Here is a 20,069-nt window from a genome sequence, read left to right as displayed (position 1 = left end):
CGGTGCCATACATCTCATCGCGGGGCAAGCCCGCTCCCACGCTGTCCGAGTTAAAGCAAAGAATTACATGTTAATTCATGAGGGTGTTTCGCAGGCCTCAATGCGGCGGGTAGTTACCCAGCACCTGGGCCACGGTCTTCTGGATCGCTGCGTTGCGTTCCTGGGGGCTGGGTGGGTAGTTGTTCATGATCTGCTCGGCGCTACCGCGCCACACCAGCTTGCCGTCCCGCCCATCGAACAGGTCGATCTGGATGGTCGCCACCTTGTAGTCGACGCTGCGGGTCTCGTTGTACATCGGCCCGCCCCAGTAGCCGCCCCAATAGCCACCCCAGGCACCGCCGTAATTGGTGGTGATCTGTTGCTGGCGGTCCTCGACGATCAGGTAGGCGCGCACCTTCACATCGGGCCGGGCATTGCCCTGGGCCGGGCGCAGGCCGCGCTGGTCGAGCTGGCCGGCCACCGCCTGGCGGATGCGTTGCTCGGTCAGGTCGCTCTTGATCCGCGGATCGTCCGGACGATAGTGCAGCCCCGGTTCTTGCCAGGCCCAGCTGCGGTAGGCGGCGAAGTCGCGGCTGGCGTCGAAATCCTGCTGCACGTTGTTGCTCGAACAGGCAGTCAGCAGCAGGGCCAGGGACAGTAGAACGAGACGGCGCAACATGATGGTTCTCCGTTGAACGTTAGCTGGGAGGATAGCCGCTCATCGCCTTGCTCACCGATTCGCGCAGCGCGCTTTCGCGCTCGCGCGGCGAGTCCTTGTCGCTGCCGCTTTCGGCGCTGGCGCTCCATACCGGCTGGCCGTTGCGGGCATCGAACAGATCGATGCGCACCACCATCACCTCGACTTCGTAGGTGCGCACGATCGGCACGCTGCCATAGGCGCCATAGCCATTGCGGTAGCCGCCATAGCCGACGCCACCGTAAGGGTAGGGGCCGTAGTAGGGGTCATAGTCGTAATCGCGTACCTGGCGCAGGCGTCGCTCCAGGCGCACATCGGCACTGACCAGCAGGTCGGCCTGGGTATTGCGCGCCGGGCGCAGGCCGTGCTGGTCGAGGGCGCTGCTCACCGCGTCGGCCAGCTGGCCCGGGGTCGCGCTGGCCGGGCCGGCGGGTGTCTGGCCATTGCGCCAGCTCCAGCTGCGATAGCGACCATAGTCACGTGTTGGCGCGGGGTAGGCACTGGCGTCGAAGGTGTTGGCGGCCTGGGGTGGGGCCGGCGGCAGTGGCTTGCCGCTGGCCACGTAGGGATTGGTCCCCTGGCAGCCGGCCAGAACCAGAGACGACAGGGCCAGACAGAGCAGACGATACGGCATGCATCCTCCCGGCAAGCGGGTCAGTGGGGGCGGCAGATCCAGTGCAGGTAGCGGCCCAGGCCGGCGAAGCTGGGGTGACGCCGGTAGGCCAGCTCCATTTCCAGCAGGTCCAGCAGCTCGGCCTTGGCCTGGAACTCCTTGGGCATGTAGTCGTGGAATACCCGTACACCGCTCTCGCTTTCGACCTGCCACAGGCCTTCAAGTTGCGCCTTGAGTTCACGTGGATCAAGTGGTTTTTGCGGGGTCAGGCTCTGCTTTTCGCCGGCCAGGCTGTTGCTGCGCATCTTGCGGAAATGGCCCTTGAGCAGGTTGCGGTAGAGCAGTGCGTCGCGGTTGTAGAAGGCCAGCGACAGCCAGCCACCCGGCGCCGTCAGCTGGTGCAGCACGGGCAGGATGCTTTCTGGCTCGGCCAGCCATTCCAGTACCGCGTGGCACAGCACCAGGTCGTAGGGTTCGGTGAGCTGGCCGAGCAGGTCCTGCCAGGGCGCCTGGATGAACGTTGCCGGTTGGCCAGCCTCGGCGAAGCGGGCGCGGGCGCCGTCGAGCATGGGCGCGGCGGGTTCGGCGAGGGTCAGGTGATGGCCGCGCTGGGCCAGCCACAGGGCCATGTGGCCCAGGCCGGCGCCGATGTCGAGCACTCGCAGCGGGCGCTCGGGCAGCGTTTCGGCCAGGTCGGCCTGAAGCACCGCGAGACGGATGGCGCCCTTGGCGCCGCCGTAGATCTTTTCGGCGAAGCGGCTGGCCAGCTCATCGAAGTGACGGTCGTTCATTTGGCGAAACGCCTCTCGCTGTCGGCCAGCTTGGCTCGAACCACTTCGTTCATGTCCAGCCCCAGTTCGCTGCACAACAGCAGCAGGTAGAGCACGATATCGCCCACCTCCTGGCCGGCGTGGGCGAGTTTGTCGGCGGGCAACTGGCGGGACTCGTCCTCGGTCAGCCACTGGAAGATCTCCACCAGCTCGGCCATTTCGACGCTGGCGGCCATGGCCAGGTTCTTCGGGCTGTGGAAGCCGCGCCAATCGTTGGTGTCGCGGATGCGGTGCAGGCGTTCGGTCAGTTCTTGCAGGTTCATCGGGGTCTCCTCGTGGCGCATAGCTTCCGGCGAGGCTACTTGCAAAGCAAGTGCGCCAGGCGCTCAAAGCGAGCGCCAGCTCCCGACCATGTGCACCAGTGCGCCATGTCCATCCAGCCGCAAGGCGCCCTCCGGCCCCGCCTCGCTGGCGCTCAGCACCACCTCCGATGGCAGGCGCACCGGTTTTTGGAAGTCCACCGTGAACACGTACCCCGCTTTTGGCAGGTGCCCTTGTAGCGCCGCCAGGGCCATGGCCGTGCTCCACATGCCGTGGGCGATGGCCCTGGGGAAGCCGAACAGGCGCGCGCTGAGGCGGCTCAGGTGAATCGGGTTGTAGTCGCCGCAGACCCTGGCGTAGCGCCGACCGATGTCGCTGTCGGCATACCAGCGGGTGGCCTCCGGCAACACCAGGGGCTGCGGTGCTGGCGCGTCGCTACCCTGCGCGTCGAGCTTCAGGCCGCGCACCAGCATGCGGCTGGTTTCGCGCCAGAGCAGGCCAAGCCCGTCCTCGGCCTCGGTCACCAGGTCGAAGGTGCCGCCTTTTTCATGCGGCTGCAGGTTGTCGGCGTATACCGCGAAGCGCAGGCCGTCGATAGCGCCCAAGGGGCGCAGCACCTGCAGGCTGTTGTGCAGGTGTACCAGCCCCAGCAATGGGAAGGGGAAGTCGTCGGCGGTGAGCAGCTGCAGTTGTAGGCTGAAGGCCATGACATGCGGGTAGGTGCCCGGCAACCGGCCATCGTCGGCGAAGTGGCAGAGCCGACGGTAGGCCGCCAGGTTGCCGGCATCGACGCGCAGGAAGCAGCGCAGCCCCTGTTCCGGCAGCTGGCTGCCACGGATCTTGCGCTTGCCGAGGGCGCGCAGGTAGAGGCTCAGGCGCGAGTCGGGGTGGTGCAGGTCGTGCCAGGGTCGGCTCATGCTTAGGCTCCCATCAAGGCCTGGCCGCAGACGCGCAGGGCCTGGCCGTTGATCGCCCCGGAGCCTGGCTGGCTGAGCCAGGCGATGGCTTCGGCGACATCCTGTGGCAGGCCGCCCTGGCCCAGTGAGCTCAGGCGCCGGCCGGCCTCGCGCAGGCCCATGGGCATGGCCGCGGTCATGTGCGTTTCGATGAAGCCCGGTGCCACGGCATTGATGCTGGCGCCCTGGGTGGCCAGCCGTGGCGCCCAGGCCTGGGCGAAGCCGATCAGCCCGGCCTTGCTGGCGGCGTAGTTGGATTGCCCACGGTTGCCGGCGATTCCGCTGACCGAGGCGAGCAGGGTGACACGGGCGTCGTCGTGCAGCTTGCCGGCGTCGAACAGTGCCTGGGTCAGCACCTGGGGGGCCTTGAGGTTGACGGCCAGCACGGCGTCCCAGTACTCCGGGGTCATGTTGGCCAGGGTCTTGTCGCGGGTGATGCCGGCGTTGTGCACGACGATATCGAGGCCTTCGGGCAGCGCCTCGACCAGCTGCGCGGCGGCATCGGCGGCGCAGATGTCCAGGGCCAGGGCGCGACCGCCCAGGCGTGCGGCGAGGGCGTCGAGGTCGCGTTGCGCCTGGGGCACGTCGAGCAAGGTCACTTCGGCGCCATCGCGGGCCAGGGTTTCGGCGATGGCCGCGCCGATGCCGCGCGCGGCACCGGTGACCAGGGCGCGGCGCCCGGCCAGCGGGCGGGTCCAGTCGGCGACCTGGGCGGCGCAGGGCGACAAGCGCAGGACCTGGCCAGTAACGAACGCGCTCTTGGGCGACAGCAGGAAGCGCAGCGCGCCTTCGAGCTGGTCCTCGGCGCCGGCGCCGACATACAGCAGGTTGGCCGTTGCGCCGTTGCGCAGCTCCTTGGCCAGCGAGCGGCTGAACCCTTCCAGGGCGCGCTGGGCGACGCTGGCCTGTGGGTCGTCGAGGCTTTCCGGGGCGCGACCGAGAATCACCACATGGGCACAGTAGGCCAGGCTGCGCAGCAGCGGTTGGAAGAATTCGCGCAGCTGTCTGAGCGCGTCGCTGTCGCACAGGTGGCTGGCATCGAACACCACCGCCTTGAGCTTCGGCCCCAGCCCCGCGACCCAGGCGGGCAGCTCGAGCCCGTCGCTGTCGAAGCCGTAGCAGTCCGCGGTCAGGCGCGGGGCGATCGCCGCCACCTGGCCTGCGAGCGGCCCACCGCCGAGCACCAGCGCGCCCTCGATGGGCCGCAGTCGTCCGGGCTGCCAGCGCTCCAGCGGCACCGGGCGCGGCAGGCCGAGGGCGTCGACCAGCTTGCGGCCGAGGGTGGAGTTGGCAAAGCCCAGATAGCGATCGCTCATGTACGGTTCTCCCTGAAGGCAAGCATGCAAGTGTGGACCAAGTTTGTGTCTGGGGCGTTCGAATGCGTCAAAAGAACCTAGTCTTAGGGATCAAATTGTTTCAGGAGGAACAGGCATGCATTCAACCAGTCGGGTCGCGATCCTGGGTGGCAACCGGATTCCCTTCGCCCGCTCCAACGGTGCCTATGCCAAGGCCAGCAACCAGGCAATGCTCACCGCGGCCCTCGAAGGGCTGGTGGAGCGCTACCGCCTGCACGGGCTGCGCCTGGGGGAAGTGGTCGCGGGCGCGGTGCTCAAGCATTCACGCGACATGAACCTGACCCGCGAATGCGTGCTCGGCTCGCGGCTGTCGCCGCAGACGCCGGCCTACGACATCCAGCAGGCCTGCGGCACGGGGCTGGAGGCGGCGTTGCTGGTGGCCAACAAGATCGCCCTGGGGCAGATCGACAGCGGTATCGCCGGGGGCGTCGATACCACCTCGGACGCACCCATCGCGGTCAGCGAGGGGCTGCGGCAGATCCTGCTGCAGGCCAATCGCGGCAAGAGCCTGGGCGAGCGCCTGAAGCCGTTCCTCAAGCTGCGCCCTGGCCTGCTCAAGCCCGAGCTGCCGCGCAATGGCGAACCGCGCACCGGGCTGTCCATGGGCGAGCACTGCGAGCGCATGGCGCAGACCTGGCAGATCGAACGTGCCGACCAGGACGAGTTGGCGTTGCTCAGCCACCAGCATCTGGCGGCGTCCTATCGCGAGGGCTGGCAGGATGACCTGCTGACGCCCTACCTGGGGCTGACCCGTGACAACAACCTGCGCCCGGACCTTACCCTCGAGCAGTTGGCCAAGCTCACGCCGGTATTCGACCGCAGTGGCCTGGGCACGCTTACCCCGGGCAACTCCACGCCTTTGACCGACGGCGCTTCGCTGGTGCTGCTGGGCAACGACGCCTGGGCCGCGGAGCATGACTTGCCGGTGCTGGCCTATCTGGTCGATGGCGAAACGGCGGCGGTCGACTTCGTTCATGGCCAGGAGGGCCTGCTGATGGCGCCGGTGTACGCGGTACCGCGGTTGCTGGCGCGCAACGGCCTGACCCTGCAGGACTTCGACTACTACGAGATCCACGAAGCCTTCGCCGCCCAGGTGCTGTGCACGCTGAAGGCCTGGGAGGACGCGGACTACTGCCGCACGCGCCTGGGGCTCGACGCGCCGCTGGGGGCGATCGATCGCGGCAAGCTGAACGTGAAGGGCAGCTCGCTGGCCGCGGGGCATCCGTTCGCGGCGACCGGGGGGCGGATATTGGCGAACATGGCCAAGTTGCTGAGCGAGCGGGGCAAGGGGCGCGGGCTGATCTCGATCTGCGCGGCGGGCGGGCAAGGGGTGGCGGCGATCGTCGAGCGTTGAGGCAGTGGGTGCCTCGGGACGCCGAACCGCCAGGAGCACCGGCGAAGTCCGCTTCCACCTGTAGCCTGCGATGGCTGGTACCCTTGTCCGACCCGAGACACCAGGCCTCATCATGTCGATCACCGGACCGCGTCCCATTCCTGCGCTGGAGCACCTGCCCAGGCCGCTCTACGCCCGCGCCGAAAGTCTTGGCGCCGGCTCCTGGACCACCCGCCACCGGCATGACTGGGTACAGTTCTCCTACGCCATCAGCGGTGTGCTGGGCGTCTATACCAGCGAGGGCAGCTACTTCGCGCCGCCGCAGTGGGGGGTATGGATTCCGGCCGGCACCGAGCACGAGGTGGTGACCTCGATGCAGGCCGAGATGCGTAGCCTGTATGTGCGGCGCGACGCTTGCCCCTGGGCGCTGGCTGAATGTCGGGTGCTGGAGGTCACGCCGCTGGCGCGGGAGCTGATCAAGCAGTTCTGCACGTTCGCGGTGGCCTACCCGGAGGGCGACAGCGCCGAGGCGCGGTTGGTCGCGGTGTTGCTGGATCAGCTGCGGACCCTGCCGCAAGTGGGGTTCTCGCTGCCGCTGCCGCGCCACCCAGGGCTGCTGGCCCTGTGCAATCAGCTGATCGCCGAGCCCGACCAGCCACAGACCCTGCGGCAGTGGGCGCTGTCGCTGGACGTGTCGGAGAAGACCCTGATGCGTCTGTTCCAGCGCGAGACCGGGTTGAGCTTTCGCAACTGGCGCCAGCGCATGCGCCTGCTGTCGTCGCTGGCGCTGCTGGAGGCGGGGGAAAGTGTCACCCAGGCGGCGCTGGGCTGTGGCTATGACTCGACCTCGGCGTATATCGCGGCGTTCAAGCAGCTGTTCGGGGCGACGCCCGGGGAGCTGAGGCTGTAATCGCTGGCTGCCACTTCAGTGGCAGCACCCTCCACCATTGGCCAGGTCCTTGAGGATCGGGCAGTCGGGCCGGTCATCGCCCTGGCAGTGGGCCACCAGCTCACTCAGGGTATCGCGCAGGCTGACCAGCTCCTCGATGCGCCGGTTCAGTTCGTCGATATGCTGCATGGCCAGCGCCTTCACATCGGCGCTGGCACGCTGGCGATCCTGCCAGAGCGTCAGCAGCCTGGCCACTTCCTCGAGGGAAAACCCCAGGTCGCGGGAGCGCTTGATGAACGCCAGGCTGTGCAGGTCTTCCTGCCGATACAGGCGATAGCCGCTGTCACTGCGCTGGGCCGGGCGCAGCAGCCCGATGGATTCGTAGTAGCGGATCATCTTGGCGCTGAGCCCGCTGCGGCGGGCGGCCTGGCCGATGTTCATGGGGCCTCCTGGTCACGGCTGGTGGGTTTCCAGGTCTTCAGCCACAGGGCGTTGCTCACCACGCTGACGCTGGACAGGGCCATCGCGGCGCCGGCCAGTACCGGGTTGAGATAGCCGAGGGCGGCGAGCGGTATGCCGACCAGGTTGTAGATGAAGGCCCAGAACAGGTTCTGGCGAATCTTGGCGTAGGTCTTGCGGCTGATCTCCAGCGCCGCGGGGACCAGGCGCGGGTCGCCGCGCATCAGGGTGATGCCGGCGGCCTGCATGGCCACGTCGGTGCCGCTGCCCATGGCGATGCCGATGTCAGCGGCGGCCAGGGCCGGGGCGTCGTTGATGCCGTCGCCGACCATGGCCACCACGCCACCGCGCTTGAGCGCCGCGACCGTCGCGGCCTTGTCCGCGGGGAGCACCTCGGCGTGCACGTCATCGATGCCGAGAGCCTCGGCCACCACCTTGGCGCTGCCACGGTTGTCGCCGGTCAGCAGATGGCTGCTGATCCCTCGGGCGTGCAAGGCGGCGATGGCCTGGTCGGCGCCGGGCTTGAGGCTGTCGCCGAAGGCGAACAGGCCCAGCACGCGGGGCTGGTTGCCGCGCTCGATCAGCCAGGACAGGGTGCGGCCTTCGGCCTCCCAGGCCTGAGCGCTGCTGGCCAGGTCGCCTGGCGCCAGGTGGTTTTCGTCGAGCAGGCGACGGTTGCCCAAGGCCAGTTCGCGTCCTTCGACCTGCCCGGCGATGCCACGGCCAGTGAGGGATTGGCTGTCGGTCACCGGCGGTACGTCCAGGCCCTGTTCGGCACAGGCATCGAGCACCGCCCTGGCCAGCGGATGCTCGCTGCCCCGCTGCAGGGCGCCGGCCATGCGCAGCAGCGCCTGGAGGTCGCCGTCGCTGGCCTGGCTGTGGACGATGCGTGGGCTGCCGGAGGTCAGGGTGCCGGTCTTGTCGAACACCACGCTGTTGACCGCATGGGCGCGTTCCAGCGCTTCGGCGTCCTTGATCAGGATGCCGTGGCGGGCGGCGACGCCGGTGCCGGCCATGATCGCGGCGGGCGTGGCAAGGCCCAGGGCGCAGGGGCAGGCGATCACCAGCACGGCGACGGCGTTGATCAGCGCTGTTTCCAGCGGCGCGCCGGCCAGCCACCAACCGACCAGGGTGAGCAGCGCCACGACCAGCACGGCCGGGACGAAGACTTGGCTGACCCGGTCGACCAGTTTCTGGATCGGCGCCTTGGCCGCCTGGGCATCCTCGACCAGGCGGATGATGCGGGCGAGCACGGTTTCGGTGCCCAGCGCCAGGGTTTTCACCAGCAGTCGGCCTTCGCCGTTGATGGCGCCGCCGGTCACCGCGTCGCCAGGCTGCTTGGGCACTGGCAGGCTTTCGCCGCTGATCAGGGCTTCATCGGCGTGGCTGCTGCCTTCGAGCACCTCGCCATCGACCGGGAAACGCTCGCCGGGTTTGACCAGCACCTGGTCGCCCAGGCGCAGCTGGCTGATGGCGACCTCTTCCTCGTGACCGTCGACCAGCCGCACGGCGCGTTCGGGGCGTAGCGCCTCCAGGGCCCGGATGGCGCTGGCGGTCTGGCGTTTGGCGCGGCTTTCCAGGTACTTGCCCAGCAGCACCAGGGCGATTACCACCGCCGAGGCCTCGAAATACAGGTGGGGCTCCATGCCTGCCGGCGCATGGGCCCACTGGTACAGGCTCAGGCCGTAGCCTGCGCTGGTGCCCAGGGCGACCAGCAGGTCCATGTTGCCCGCGCCGGCGCGCACGGCTTTCCAGGCGGCGACATAGAAGCGCGCGCCGAGAATGAATTGCACCGGCGTGGCGAGGGCGAACTGTGCCCAGGCCGGCAGCATCCAGTGCAGGCCGAACGGCTGCACCAGCATCGGCAGGACCAGAGGCAGGGCCAGCAGCAGCGCCGCCGCGACGGCCAGCCGTTCGTTGCGCAGTCGCCGCTGGGCCTGGCGCTGGTCGTCATGGGCGGTGCGCGGCAGGGCGGCGCTGTAGCCGGCCTGTTCGACCGCGGCGATCAGCACGCCGTCATCGACGGCTTCGAGCACTTCGAGGTGGGCGCGCTCGCTGGCCAGGTTGACGCTGACCTGCTCGACCCCCGCCAGCTTGCCGAGGGCGCGTTCGATACGCCCGGCGCAGCTGGCGCAGGTCATGCCGCCGATCTGCAGTTCCAGGGTTCGGGTGGGGACGCTGTAGCCGGCCCCGCGCACGGCATCGACCAGTGCCGGCAGGCTGTCGGCCGGGGCCTGGACCCGAGCCTGCTCGGTGGCGAGGTTGACGCTGACGTGTTCGGTACCGGTGACCTTGCGCAGGGCGCGCTCGACCCGACCTGCGCAACTGGCGCAGGTCATGCCGGCGATCGGCAGGTCGAAGGTGGTGGATGCGGGCATGGCTCTCTCCTCCGTGGACAGGCCTTCAGCATCAACCTTGCCATGCGGGCAAGGTCAATAGCCCAGGCCGGCTCTCTTGAGCACCAGGCCATTCTGTCCCATGGCAACGCGGTATTTATTGATCTGGCCCGCCTGCAGTGTCAGGCGCGTGCTGCGCTGATCCTCGACACCGGGCGCGCAACCGGGAACCTGCCCGGGCAGCAGGCGCAGGCGCACATCGACCGGGCCCGGCGGCAGGTTGAACGAAGTCGACTGTTCCTGGAACAGCCGCCCGGACAACTGATCGTTGAGGTAGATGCCGATTTCGCAGCTGGTGGCCACCTCCAGGCGTTCCCGGGAAATGATCAGCACGCTGTAGTCCGAATTGCCCTCGGCGCTGGCCGGAGGCACCACGGCCAGCAATCCTGCGAGGCCCAATACTGCCCTGATCATGAAAAATCTCCTGCTTGCCAGAATCGTCAAAGGCGCAGCTTGGCCGAGGTGCGCGGGGATTTCCAGCCCGGCCGATCCGGGCGGAACTTGACCTTGCCCCGATGGCAAGGCTGAGACTGCGCGAAACCCACAAGGAGGCAACCTCGATGCAAGTGTTCAATGTACAAGGCATGACCTGCGGCCACTGTGTGAAGGGCGTGACCCGGGCCGTGCAGGAGCAGGATGCGGCGGCGCGGGTGGAGGTCGATCTGGCGGCGCGGCAGGTGAGGGTGCAAAGCGCTCTGGCGGCGGAGCAGATCCTGGCGGCGATCCGTGAAGAGGGCTATCAGGCCGAGGTGGCCTGAATCCCTTTTGCCCCGGTGCTTCAATCCTGTGGGAGCGGGTTTACCCGCGAAGCAACCTCCGCGGTGACTGGCGGCGGTTCGGCGCCCCGACAAGCCCGCTCCCACTGGGTGATTTTCTGCAGCACACGCAGGATCAATTATTGCAAAGGTTTTCAACGCCCGGCGATCCGGTGCAGGTAGACTAGCGTACTTGCTTAGCCTGCTATGGATTCTCCATGAACTTGCGAACCTTGCTGATTCTCGGCGCCCTGAGTGCGTTCGGGCCCTTGGCGATCGACTTCTATCTGCCCGCTTTCCCGGCCATGGCCCAGGCCTTCGCCACTGATGAAAAGCACGTGCAGACCACGTTGGCCGCCTACTTCCTCGGCCTGTCCCTGGGCCAACTCGCCTACGGGCCGGTAGCCGACCGCTTCGGCCGGCGTATTCCACTGCTGTTCGGTGTCGCACTGTTCACCCTGGCTTCGCTGGCTTGCGCCTATGCACCGAATCTCGACAGCTTGATCCTGGCGCGCTTCGTCCAGGCCCTCGGGGGGTGCGCCGGCATGGTGCTGGCACGGGCCATCGTCAGCGACAAGTGTGACGCGGTGGCTTCGGCCAAGGTGTTTTCGCAATTGATGCTGGTGATGGGGCTGGCGCCAATTCTTGCGCCGATGCTCGGTGGCGTGCTGGTGAACGTGGCCGGTTGGCAGTCGATTTTCCTGGCTCTGAGTCTGTTCAGCGCGGCCTGTCTGTTGGCGGTCGGCCTCGGCTTGCCGGAAAGCCTGCCGCCGCACGTCCCGCGTCAGCCGCTTTCTGGTGCGTTGCGCCAGTACCTGCGCCTGTTCGGTGATCGGGTGTTCGTCGGCCATGCGCTTACCGGAGGCCTCGCCATCGCCGGCATGTTTGCCTATATCGCTGGTTCACCGTTCGTCTTCATCAAGTTGTACGGCGTGCCTGCCGAGCACTATGGCTGGCTGTTCGGCACCAATGCGGCCGGGTTCATCCTGATGGCCCAGGTCAATGCGCGGCTGCTGGCCAAACGTGGTCCGGCCTGGCTGTTGGCGCGAGCGGTGTGGTTGTACCTGGCGGCGGCGCTGGCGCTGCTGCTGGTCGCGGCGTTGCGCCCGGCGCCATTGTGGCCGCTGCTGGTGCCGCTGTTCGTGTGCATCGCCAGCCTTGGCTGCATCGTCCCCAACGCCGCGGCTTGCGCCATGAGCGGGCAGGGCGCCCGCGCCGGCAGCGCATCGGCCTTGATGGGTTGCCTGCAGTTCAGCGTCGCTGCGGGCGCGGCGGCGCTGGTCGGGGTGCTGCATGACGGCAGCGCGGTGCCCATGGCCTTGGTGATCAGCCTGTGCGGCGCACTGGTGGTCAGTGTCGCAGTGCTGACCCGGCGCTTGCAGGCCAAGCGGCCTGAGTGAGCGGATGAGGCGCGTTGAGGCGTGTTTCCAGCAGGGCGACGAACGCCCGCGCCTCGGCTTCGTTGCGAAAGCTCACGACATGCTGGTCAAGTTGGACCTGCCAGGGACAGGCGGGATTGCGGTTCGACGCACTGACGACAATCTTCATCGTGATCCACCTCCAGTGAGTGGGAGCCGGTAAAGTCTAGCGCTGCTCTCGATGCTCGCCATGATCGGGATCAGCCTCCTGACTGACGGTCATGGCGGTTACGGCATGGGAAGCTTTCTGTTTTGCATGGCGTAGTTTTTGACCCGGACTGTCGGTCTTGTCAGTTCGCCAGGCGATTCGAGCCTCGCCGACCGCGATCTAGCCGCTGTAGTTCGGGAGGCGGTGCCCTTGGATGGCGATCTGGCCGCTGCTCATGGCAGTGCTGCAACGGCGTCCTACACGGTTCGCTGCCTACGCAGCCAGCGACGTCGAGCGGCTTATACTCCCAGCGCATCCAATGCCAGCGAGCAACGTTTCCCGCTGGCAGTCGCGAGTCATCAGGGAGCTTCAGTTTCATGAGTGCAGTCCGTAGCATCAGTCAGGTCGCCGGCCTGATGGCCGATCCCAAGCGCAGCGCCATGTTGTGGGCATTGATCGATGGTACTCCGCGTGCGGCGGACGAATTGGCGAGGATGACCGGCCTCAGCACCTCTTCGGCTTGCGCGCATCTGTCGTTGTTGTCGACAGCGGGGCTGCTCAAGCTCGAGACGCGTGCGCGCAAACGCTATTACCGTCTGGCCACGCCGCAGGTGAGCGCGGCGGTGGAGGCGCTTGCCAGCGTCCAGGTCGAACACCGCCCAGCCGCCCAGCGGGCCACGCCGATACAGATCCCGTCTTCGATGCGCAGGGCGCGTCTGTGCGGTGATCACCTGGGTGGGGAAATCGCCACGGCGCTGTTCCAGCGGCTGCTGGTCGCCGGCTGGTTGGTGGGGAGCGAGCAGCAGATGTCTGTGAGCCAGGAGGGCAAGGCCCGGTTGGAGGCGCTGGGGGTCTACATCGATGCGCTGGCGCCGGTCGCCAGGCCAGGTTGCCTGACGTGCCGCTGCAGTGAGTGGAGCGACCAGGGGGCGCACCTTGGCGGCCCCCTGGGGCAAGCGCTGCTCAGGTTGTTCCTGCAGTCGGGCTGGATCCGCGAACAGGAAGGCAATCGAGCGATACAGCTCACGTCGCTCGGTGTCCAGCAGATCAACGGCATCGCCCGGGTGCCGGCCCGGCAGGCCGGTTAGCGCGTCAGGCGCGCGTCCAGGCTGTTCTGTGCCAGGCGACGCGCCTGATCCTGGGTCATGCCCAGATGTTCGTGCAGCGCGTGGAAGTTTTCGGTGACGTAGCCCCCGAAGTAGGCCGGATCATCGGAGTTGACCGTGACCTTCACGCCGCGCTCGAGCATGTCGAGGATGTTGTGCTGGCTCATGTGGTCGAACACGCACAGCTTGGTATTGGACAGCGGGCAGACGGTCAGTGGGATCTGCTCGTCGATGATGCGCTGCATCAGGCGCTCGTCCTCGATGGCGCGCACGCCGTGGTCGATGCGCTGGATCTTCAGCAGGTCGAGGGCCTCCCAGATGTACTCGGGCGGGCCTTCCTCGCCGGCATGGGCCACGGTCAGGAAGCCTTCGCTGCGGGCGCGGTCGAAGACGCGTTGGAACTTGCTCGGCGGATGGCCTTTCTCCGAGCTGTCCAGGCCGACAGCGACGAAGGCATCGCGGAACGGCAGGGCCTGGTCCAGGGTTTTCTGCGCTTCGTCTTCACTCAGGTGGCGCAGGAAGCTGAGGATCAGGCCGCTGCCGATGCCAAGCTGCTCGCGGCCATCCTTCAGGGCCCGGTTGATGCCATCGAGCACCACCTCGAACGGGATGCCCCGGTCGGTGTGGGTCTGCGGGTCGAAGAACGGCTCGGTGTGGATGACGTTCTGCGCCTTGCAGCGCTGCAGGTAGGCCCAGGTCAGGTCGTAGAAATCCTGCTCGGTGCGCAGGACATCGGCGCCCTGGTAGTAGAGGTCGAGGAACTCCTGCAGGTTGTTGAAGGCATAGGCGCTGCGCAGGGTCTCGACGTCCGCCCAGGGCAGGGCGATCTTGTTGCGCTCGGCCAGGGCGAACAGCAGTTCGGGCTCCAGCGAGCCCTCCAGGTGCATGTGCAGTTCCGCCTTGGGCAAGGCGTTCAGCCATTCATACATGTGTGCAATCTCGATCAGGTACGGTTGGCCGCCATTCTACAGGGCCTGGCCGGGCAATGCGCCCATCCAGGTCCGTATCGCCTGGGTTACCAGATGAGCGCCTCGCCCTTGTAGTTGATGAAGCGCAGGCCGCCGTTGCCGCTCTGGGCCTTGACCTGCTCGAGCATGCCGCGGGTGCTGGTGAGCACGTCGATCTCGGCGTTCTCGCCGCCCATGTCGGTCTTTACCCAGCCCGGGTGCATGGCCAGCACGGCCAGGTCGGGACGCTGCAGGTCGACCACGAAGCTGTTGATCATCGAGTTGAGCGCGGCCTTGCTGGCCTTGTACAGGCAGACTTCGCCCCCGTCAGGGATGGTCACGCTGCCCAGGATCGAGCTCATGAACGCCAGTACGCCGCTGCCTTCGCGCACCTGGCCGGCCAGGCGTCGGGCCACGCGGATCGGCGCCACGGCGTTGGTCATGAACAGGTCGCCGATCTGCTGCACCTGCACGCTTTCCAGGTCCTGCGGTAGCGGGCCCATCACCCCGGCGTTGACGAACACCAGGTCGAACACTTCACCTTGCAGGCGTTGCTTCAGCCCATCGAGTTGGGCGGTGTCGTTCATCTCCAGGCGCTCGATACGCACCCCGGACACATCGCCCAGGGCGCCCGGTTGTTGCGGATCACGCACGGTGGCGACGACGTTCCAGCCATCTTCGCGCAGGCGTTGCACCAGGCCCAGGCCGAGGCCCCGGGAAGCGCCGATGATCAGGGCGGTCTTGTTGGCGGTCATAGCAATACTCCATATCAAGGGCCAGGCGAGCGGTGGCGTGCACAGGTTTCGCTCGCCGAGCGACAACGTGGCGGTTGCCCTCCACAGGGGAAGGCCTGGGTGACGAGCATAAACCAGGTGCCGGCCAGTTGCCCTGGCACTGCTGGTCAAAAAATGATCGATAGTCCGGAGAGCCGGTGGGGCTGGGGCCCGGCGGGGTGGTTCACGGGTTATCCACAGGCTGCTCCACAGTAATTGTGTGCAAGCGTGGCAGCCTGAAAATGCCCGTTTCAGGGAACGCAGGCGCTGATGACTGGGGATAACTCACGGGCTTTCAGTGACTTGTGTCTGTGTCATACAAATGTGATCAAAATATGATCAATGCGCTGCGGGCCTTGCCGTACAAGGCCTGCAGTGGAATGCCCCAAGCTTATCCACAGGCAGGCCCACAGTACTTGTGGGCAACGCTCAGGCCCGTTCCAGCAAGATGCGCCCGCGGCTCAGGTCGGCGAGCTGCTGCTGCAGCACTTCGAGATGGCTATCACCCAGGGCGATGCGCAGATCGACGCCGTTGGCGGTGAACTGCTCGTCCAGCACCAGGCCGTCGACTTCGCCCAGGCGCAGCTTGACCAGCGCCAGTTCGCTGAAGGTGCAGCTGCAGGCGAACTCGCTGCGCTGCACCAGCAAGCGCTTGGGTGCCTGCTGCAGGCATTTGTTGGCGCCGCCGCCATAGGCCCGTGCCAGGCCACCGGTGCCCAGCTGGATGCCGCCGTACCAGCGGATCACCAGGACCACCACCTGGTCGCAGTCCTGGGCCTCGATGGCGGCAAGGATCGGGCGCCCAGCGGTGCCGCCAGGCTCGCCGTCGTCGCTGCTGCGATACTGGCCGCCGAGCTTCCAGGCCCAGCAGTTGTGGGTGGCCGCCAGGTCGCTGTGGCGTTCGATGAAGGCCATGGCCTCGGCCGGGCTGCTGATCGGGCCGGCGAGGGTGATGAAGCGGCTCTTGCGGATTTCCTCGCGGAACTCGCAGAGCTCGAGCAGGGTAGAAGGCATAAGTCCGGGTCAGGCGGGCGTGCTGATGCCGCAGCCTTTGAGAATGATGTGGATAAGGTTGTTGCTGGCGTCTTCCATGTCCTGCTTGGTCAGCCGGCTGCGGCCGGTCACCTGGCAGATCTGGGTGGCGAAGTCGGCGTAGTGCTGGGTGCTGCCCCAGAGCAGGAAGATCAGGTGCACAGGGTCCACCCGATCCATCTTGCCGGCGTCGATCCAGGCCTGGAACACTGCGGCACGGCCGCGGAACCATTCGCGGTAGTCGGCGCTGAAGTACTCGCTCAGGCATTCGCCGCCGCTGATCACTTCCATGGCGAAGATTCGCGAGGCCTGCGGGTTGCGCCGGGAGAACTCCATCTTGGTGCGGATGTACTGGCTGAGCGCCTCGGCCGGGTCGTCCTCCACGCTCAGGGCGTTGAAGGTGCTGTCCCACAGCTCGATGATGTTGCTCAGCACGGCGATGTACAGGCCCAGCTTGTTGGTGAAGTAGTAATGCAGGTTGGCCTTGGGCAGCCCAGCCTTGAGCGCGATGGTGTTCATGCTCGTGCCCTTGTAGCCGTGGCGGGCGAATTCGTCTTCGGCGGCCTGGATGATGGCCTGCTCGTTCTTCTGGCGGATGCGGCCGGCGGGCTTGCCCGAGGCGGGGGAGCGATGCGCAGGGACTTCTAGGGTCATGGACGATTCCGGGCGGGTCGTTACGAATGTCCGACAGATTACCTGCCTGCGCCGAAGTGACAAGCATTTGCGTCAGAGATACGTATCAGCGTGTCGCAGCCAGACTCTCGAGGAAGCTTTCCAGCACCAGGTTCGGTCGTCGCCCCTTGCGCGTTACCCAGCTCAGGCCCAGGTCGTAGAAGCGTTGCGCGGGTTTGAGTGCGCGCAGCCGGCCCTGTTGCACCCAGAAGCTCGCATAGTGGTCAGGCAGGTAGCCGATGTAGCGCCCGGTCAGGATGAGGAAGGCCATGCCCTCGCGGTCCGAGGCGCTGGCGGTGCAGTGCAGCGCCTGATAGTGGGCCTGGATGTCGGCGGGCAGGCGGAAGGTCGGGGCGATGGCATCCTGGCTGTTCAGACGTGTTTCGTCGATCTGTTGGTCGTCGGCGTAGAACAAGGGGTGGCCGACGGCGCAATAGAGCAGCGAGCGCTCGCTGTACAGCGGCTGGTAATCGAGCCCGGACAGCGGACTGGTCTGGGGAACCACGCCGACATGCAGGCTGCCGTCGAGCACACCCTGCTCGACCTGGCTCGGGGCAATCATGCGGATCTGGATGCGCACGTCCGGGCCGCGGTCCTTGAGTTCGGCCAGGGCATGGGTGATGCGCATGTGCGGCAGGGTGACCAGGTTGTCGGTCAGGCCGATGTTCAACTCGCCGCGCAGATGCTGGTGCAGGCCGTTGACCTCGGTGCGGAAGGTCTCCAGGGCACTGAGCAGCTGCAGTGCCGAGTGATAGACCTCGCGCCCTTCCTCGGTCAGCGAGAAGCCGGCGCGACCACGCTGGCACAGACGCAGGCCCAGGCGTTGCTCGAGGTCGTTCATCTGCTGGCTGATCGCCGAGCGGCCGATCCCCAGTACGTTCTCCGCCGCCGAGAAACCGCCGCACTCCACGACGCTGCGGTAGATCTTCAACAGGCGGATGTCGAAATCGCTGACCTGGGCGAGGGGATCGGGGCGTCGGCTCATTAGTTTAGTTATCCGCTGACTGAAGATTAGAAATGCTGGGTTTTTCGAACTTTATCGCCGTGACAATTTAGCTGCAACAACACCCATCGTTGCCTAATCGTCTTCCGAGGAATCGCCCGATGAACATGCCCGAAACCGCCCAGGCCGGTCTGGCCAGCCAGCTCAAGCTGGACGCCCACTGGATGCCATACACCGCCAACCGCAACTTCCAGCGCGACCCGCGGCTGATCGTGGCGGCCGAAGGCAACTACCTGGTCGACGACAAGGGCCGCAAGGTGTTCGACGCGCTGTCGGGCCTGTGGACCTGCGGTGCCGGGCATACCCGCAAGGAAATCAGCGAAGCGGTGGCCCGCCAGGTCGCCACGCTCGACTATTCGCCTGCCTTCCAGTTCGGCCACCCGCTGTCGTTCCAGCTGGCCGAGAAGATCGTCGACCTGGTGCCGGGCGACCTGAACCACGTGTTCTTCACCAACTCCGGTTCCGAGTGCGCCGATACCGCGCTGAAGATGGTCCGTGCCTACTGGCGCCTGAAGGGCCAGGCCACCAAGACCAAGATCATCGGCCGGGCCCGTGGCTACCACGGTGTGAACATCGCCGGCACCAGCCTCGGCGGGGTCAACGGCAACCGCAAGCTGTTCGGTCAACTGCTGGATGTCGACCACCTGCCTCATACCGTGCTGCCGGCCAACGTCTTCAGCAAGGGCATGCCAGAGGAGGGCGGGATCGCCTTGGCCGACGAAATGCTCAAGCTGATCGAGCTGCATGATGCCTCGAACATCGCCGCGGTGATCGTCGAGCCTCTGGCCGGCTCCGCGGGTGTGCTGCCGCCGCCGAAGGGCTACCTCAAGCGCCTGCGCGAGATCTGCAGCCAGCACAACATCCTGCTGATCTTCGACGAAGTGATCACCGGTTTCGGCCGCATGGGCGCGATGACCGGCGCCGAAGCCTTCGGCGTCACCCCGGATCTGATGTGCATCGCCAAGCAGGTCACCAACGGCGCCATCCCGATGGGCGCGGTGATCGCCACCAGCGAGATCTACCAGACCTTCATGAACCAGCCGACGCCCGAGTACGCGGTGGAGTTCCCCCACGGCTACACCTACTCGGCGCACCCGGTCGCCTGCGCCGCCGGTATCGCCGCGCTGGACCTGCTGCAGAAGGAAAGCCTGGTGCAGTCCGCCGCCGAGCTGGCGCCGCACTTCGAGAAGCTGCTGCACGGCATCAAGGGCACCAAGAACGTGGTCGACATCCGCAACTACGGCCTGGCCGGTGCCATCCAGATCGCCGCGCGTGACGGTGACGCCATCGTCCGTCCGTACGAGGCGGCGATGAAGCTGTGGCAAGCCGGCTTCTATGTGCGCTTCGGTGGCGACACCCTGCAGTTCGGGCCGACCTTCAACACCCAGCCGCAGGAACTGGATCGCCTGTTCGACGCGGTGGGCGAAGCCCTGAACAAGGTCGACTGACTTTTCCGAATTCGACGTCGGGCGCGTGATTGCCACGCGCCTGCTTCCACCTTCTTTATCTGGAGTTCTCATGAGCATTGTTCAGCACCTGATCCACGGCGAGCTGGTCACCAAGGGCGAGCGCACCGCCGATGTCTTCAACCCGTCCACCGGCCAGGCCGTGCGCAAGGTCGAGCTGGCCAGCCGCGCTACCGTCCAGCAGGCCATCGACTCGGCCAAGGCCGCCTTCCCGGCCTGGCGCAACACCCCGCCGGCCAAGCGCGCCCAGGTGATGTTCCGCTTCAAGCAGCTGCTTGAGCAGAACGAGGCGAAGATCTCGCAGATGATCAGCGAGGAGCATGGCAAGACCGTGGAAGATGCCGCCGGCGAACTCAAGCGAGGTATCGAGAACGTCGAATTCGCCTGCGCCGCCCCTGAGCTGCTCAAGGGCGAGTACAGCCGCAACGTCGGCCCGAACATCGACGCCTGGTCCGATTTCCAGCCGCTGGGCATCGTCGCTGGCATCACCCCGTTCAACTTCCCGGCCATGGTGCCGCTGTGGATGTATCCGCTGGCCATTGCCTGTGGCAACGCGTTCATCCTCAAACCGTCCGAGCGCGACCCGAGCTCGACGTTGTACATCGCCCAGCTGCTGCTGGAAGCAGGGCTGCCGAAGGGCATCCTCAACGTCGTGCATGGCGACAAGGAAGCGGTCGATGCGCTGATCGAGGCGCCAGAGGTCAAGGCCCTGAGCTTCGTCGGTTCGACCCCGATCGCCGAGTACATCTATGCCGAGGGCACCAAGCGCGGCAAGCGTGTTCAGGCCCTGGGCGGCGCGAAGAACCACGCGGTGCTGATGCCTGACGCCGACCTGGACAATGCCGTCAGCGCGCTGATGGGCGCGGCCTACGGTTCCTGTGGCGAGCGCTGCATGGCCATCTCGGTGGCGGTGTGCGTCGGCGACCAGGTGGCCGATGCGCTGATCGCCAAGCTGGAACCGCAGATCAAGGCGCTGAAGAT

22 protein-coding genes (1 of these 22 running past the window's edge) are annotated in these 20,069 nt (G+C 66.6%); 7 read left to right on the top strand and 15 right to left on the bottom strand.

Going from position 1 to position 20,069, the window contains the following annotated elements; translation table 11 throughout:
• Nucleotides 1-97 precede the first annotated feature (97 nt).
• The 6 genes from ACYUME_RS23030 to ACYUME_RS23005 all read right to left on the bottom strand — a co-directional run bounded on the left by ACYUME_RS23030 (nucleotide 98) and on the right by ACYUME_RS23005 (nucleotide 4,652).
• The gene (locus tag ACYUME_RS23030; protein ID WP_279884545.1) at nucleotides 98-658 is read right to left on the bottom strand and encodes a DUF4136 domain-containing protein; all 561 of its coding nucleotides are present in this window, start codon (nucleotides 656-658) and stop codon (nucleotides 98-100) included.
• A 19-nt stretch (nucleotides 659-677) separates the two neighbouring features.
• Complete coding sequence (locus ACYUME_RS23025; protein ID WP_279884543.1) at nucleotides 678-1,310, bottom strand: DUF4136 domain-containing protein; 633 nt, start codon at nucleotides 1,308-1,310, stop codon at nucleotides 678-680.
• Between the two features lie 20 nt (nucleotides 1,311-1,330).
• On the bottom strand, nucleotides 1,331-2,080 hold the full coding sequence (locus ACYUME_RS23020) for a methyltransferase (protein WP_279884541.1): 750 nt from the start codon (nucleotides 2,078-2,080) through the stop codon (nucleotides 1,331-1,333).
• Nucleotides 2,077-2,382 (bottom strand): MazG-like family protein, encoded by a 306-nt coding sequence (locus ACYUME_RS23015; protein ID WP_279884540.1) that lies wholly within the window; start codon nucleotides 2,380-2,382, stop codon nucleotides 2,077-2,079. The genes ACYUME_RS23020 and ACYUME_RS23015 overlap by 4 nt, the downstream gene beginning before the upstream one ends.
• A 63-nt stretch (nucleotides 2,383-2,445) precedes the next feature.
• A complete protein-coding gene (locus ACYUME_RS23010; protein WP_460417047.1) occupies nucleotides 2,446-3,297 on the bottom strand; it encodes a MaoC family dehydratase in 852 nt (283 codons plus the stop codon).
• A gap of 2 nt (nucleotides 3,298-3,299) precedes the next feature.
• Complete coding sequence (locus ACYUME_RS23005) at nucleotides 3,300-4,652, bottom strand: 3-oxoacyl-ACP reductase (protein ID WP_460417046.1); 1,353 nt, start codon at nucleotides 4,650-4,652, stop codon at nucleotides 3,300-3,302.
• A gap of 115 nt (nucleotides 4,653-4,767) precedes the next feature.
• On the opposite strand from ACYUME_RS23005, the gene ACYUME_RS23000 reads away from it, so the two are divergent.
• Together ACYUME_RS23000 and ACYUME_RS22995 are read left to right on the top strand one after the other, a co-directional pair.
• Nucleotides 4,768-6,045, top strand: coding sequence for an acetyl-CoA C-acetyltransferase (locus ACYUME_RS23000; protein WP_279884534.1), 1,278 nt, complete (start codon nucleotides 4,768-4,770; stop codon nucleotides 6,043-6,045).
• A 112-nt stretch (nucleotides 6,046-6,157) separates the two neighbouring features.
• Nucleotides 6,158-6,934: an AraC family transcriptional regulator gene (locus ACYUME_RS22995; RefSeq protein WP_460417045.1), complete on the top strand. Its 777-nt coding sequence runs from the start codon at nucleotides 6,158-6,160 to the stop codon at nucleotides 6,932-6,934.
• Nucleotides 6,935-6,949: 15 nt separating this feature from the next.
• Here the strand turns inward: ACYUME_RS22995 and cueR are convergent, their stop codons facing one another.
• The 3 genes from cueR to ACYUME_RS22980 are packed head-to-tail and all read right to left on the bottom strand — an operon-like array spanning nucleotide 6,950 to nucleotide 10,182.
• The gene (gene cueR, locus ACYUME_RS22990; protein WP_279884528.1) at nucleotides 6,950-7,354 is read right to left on the bottom strand and encodes a Cu(I)-responsive transcriptional regulator; all 405 of its coding nucleotides are present in this window, start codon (nucleotides 7,352-7,354) and stop codon (nucleotides 6,950-6,952) included.
• Complete coding sequence (locus ACYUME_RS22985; protein WP_460417043.1) at nucleotides 7,351-9,750, bottom strand: heavy metal translocating P-type ATPase; 2,400 nt, start codon at nucleotides 9,748-9,750, stop codon at nucleotides 7,351-7,353. Before ACYUME_RS22985 ends, cueR begins: the two co-directional genes overlap by 4 nt.
• Before the next feature lie 54 nt (nucleotides 9,751-9,804).
• Entirely contained in the window at nucleotides 9,805-10,182 is a 378-nt protein-coding gene (locus tag ACYUME_RS22980) for a hypothetical protein (RefSeq protein WP_460417041.1), read from the bottom strand.
• A 146-nt stretch (nucleotides 10,183-10,328) separates the two neighbouring features.
• On the opposite strand from ACYUME_RS22980, the gene ACYUME_RS22975 reads away from it, so the two are divergent.
• Entirely contained in the window at nucleotides 10,329-10,526 is a 198-nt protein-coding gene (locus tag ACYUME_RS22975) for a heavy-metal-associated domain-containing protein (RefSeq protein WP_460417039.1), read from the top strand.
• 215 nt (nucleotides 10,527-10,741) lie between these two features.
• Nucleotides 10,742-11,923, top strand: a complete 1,182-nt coding sequence (locus tag ACYUME_RS22970) for a multidrug effflux MFS transporter (RefSeq protein WP_279884520.1) — start codon at nucleotides 10,742-10,744, stop codon at nucleotides 11,921-11,923.
• On the opposite strand, the gene ACYUME_RS22965 is transcribed toward ACYUME_RS22970, so the two are convergent.
• Nucleotides 11,874-12,071: a hypothetical protein gene (locus tag ACYUME_RS22965; protein WP_279884518.1), complete on the bottom strand. Its 198-nt coding sequence runs from the start codon at nucleotides 12,069-12,071 to the stop codon at nucleotides 11,874-11,876. The genes ACYUME_RS22970 and ACYUME_RS22965 overlap by 50 nt on opposite strands.
• 395 nt (nucleotides 12,072-12,466) lie before the next feature.
• Here ACYUME_RS22965 and ACYUME_RS22960 point away from each other — a divergent pair, with 395 nt between their 5' ends.
• Nucleotides 12,467-13,177 carry an ArsR/SmtB family transcription factor gene (locus tag ACYUME_RS22960; protein ID WP_279884515.1) on the top strand — a complete coding sequence of 237 codons (711 nt, stop codon included), beginning with the start codon at nucleotides 12,467-12,469 and terminating at the stop codon, nucleotides 13,175-13,177.
• On the opposite strand, the gene ACYUME_RS22955 is transcribed toward ACYUME_RS22960, so the two are convergent.
• The 5 genes from ACYUME_RS22955 to ACYUME_RS22935 form a co-directional block, all read right to left on the bottom strand.
• Entirely contained in the window at nucleotides 13,174-14,124 is a 951-nt protein-coding gene (locus tag ACYUME_RS22955; RefSeq protein WP_460417036.1) for an adenosine deaminase, read from the bottom strand. The two genes, ACYUME_RS22960 and ACYUME_RS22955, sit on opposite strands and share 4 nt — an antisense overlap.
• Before the next feature lie 86 nt (nucleotides 14,125-14,210).
• Nucleotides 14,211-14,897 carry an SDR family oxidoreductase gene (locus ACYUME_RS22950; RefSeq protein ID WP_460417035.1) on the bottom strand — a complete coding sequence of 229 codons (687 nt, stop codon included), beginning with the start codon at nucleotides 14,895-14,897 and terminating at the stop codon, nucleotides 14,211-14,213.
• Between the two features lie 447 nt (nucleotides 14,898-15,344).
• Entirely contained in the window at nucleotides 15,345-15,929 is a 585-nt protein-coding gene (locus tag ACYUME_RS22945) for an IMPACT family protein (protein ID WP_279884508.1), read from the bottom strand.
• A 9-nt stretch (nucleotides 15,930-15,938) separates the two neighbouring features.
• Nucleotides 15,939-16,601, bottom strand: coding sequence for a TetR/AcrR family transcriptional regulator (locus tag ACYUME_RS22940; protein WP_279884505.1), 663 nt, complete (start codon nucleotides 16,599-16,601; stop codon nucleotides 15,939-15,941).
• Nucleotides 16,602-16,686: 85 nt separating this feature from the next.
• Nucleotides 16,687-17,604: a LysR family transcriptional regulator gene (locus tag ACYUME_RS22935; protein ID WP_279884503.1), complete on the bottom strand. Its 918-nt coding sequence runs from the start codon at nucleotides 17,602-17,604 to the stop codon at nucleotides 16,687-16,689.
• A gap of 119 nt (nucleotides 17,605-17,723) precedes the next feature.
• On the opposite strand from ACYUME_RS22935, the gene aptA reads away from it, so the two are divergent.
• The gene (aptA, locus tag ACYUME_RS22930; RefSeq protein ID WP_050703640.1) at nucleotides 17,724-19,070 is read left to right on the top strand and encodes an omega-aminotransferase AptA; all 1,347 of its coding nucleotides are present in this window, start codon (nucleotides 17,724-17,726) and stop codon (nucleotides 19,068-19,070) included.
• A gap of 70 nt (nucleotides 19,071-19,140) precedes the next feature.
• Nucleotides 19,141-20,069 carry the 5' portion of a CoA-acylating methylmalonate-semialdehyde dehydrogenase gene (locus ACYUME_RS22925; protein ID WP_279884499.1) on the top strand. The gene runs 565 nt beyond the window's last position, so 929 of the gene's 1,494 nt are visible here — the first part of the coding sequence; the start codon lies at nucleotides 19,141-19,143; its stop codon lies off the right edge, out of view.

The sequence above is a fragment of the Pseudomonas sp. microsymbiont 2 genome, from assembly GCF_054788395.1.
Note: the sequence above shows the minus strand (reverse complement) of the source record. Positions and strands in the feature narration are given on the sequence as shown.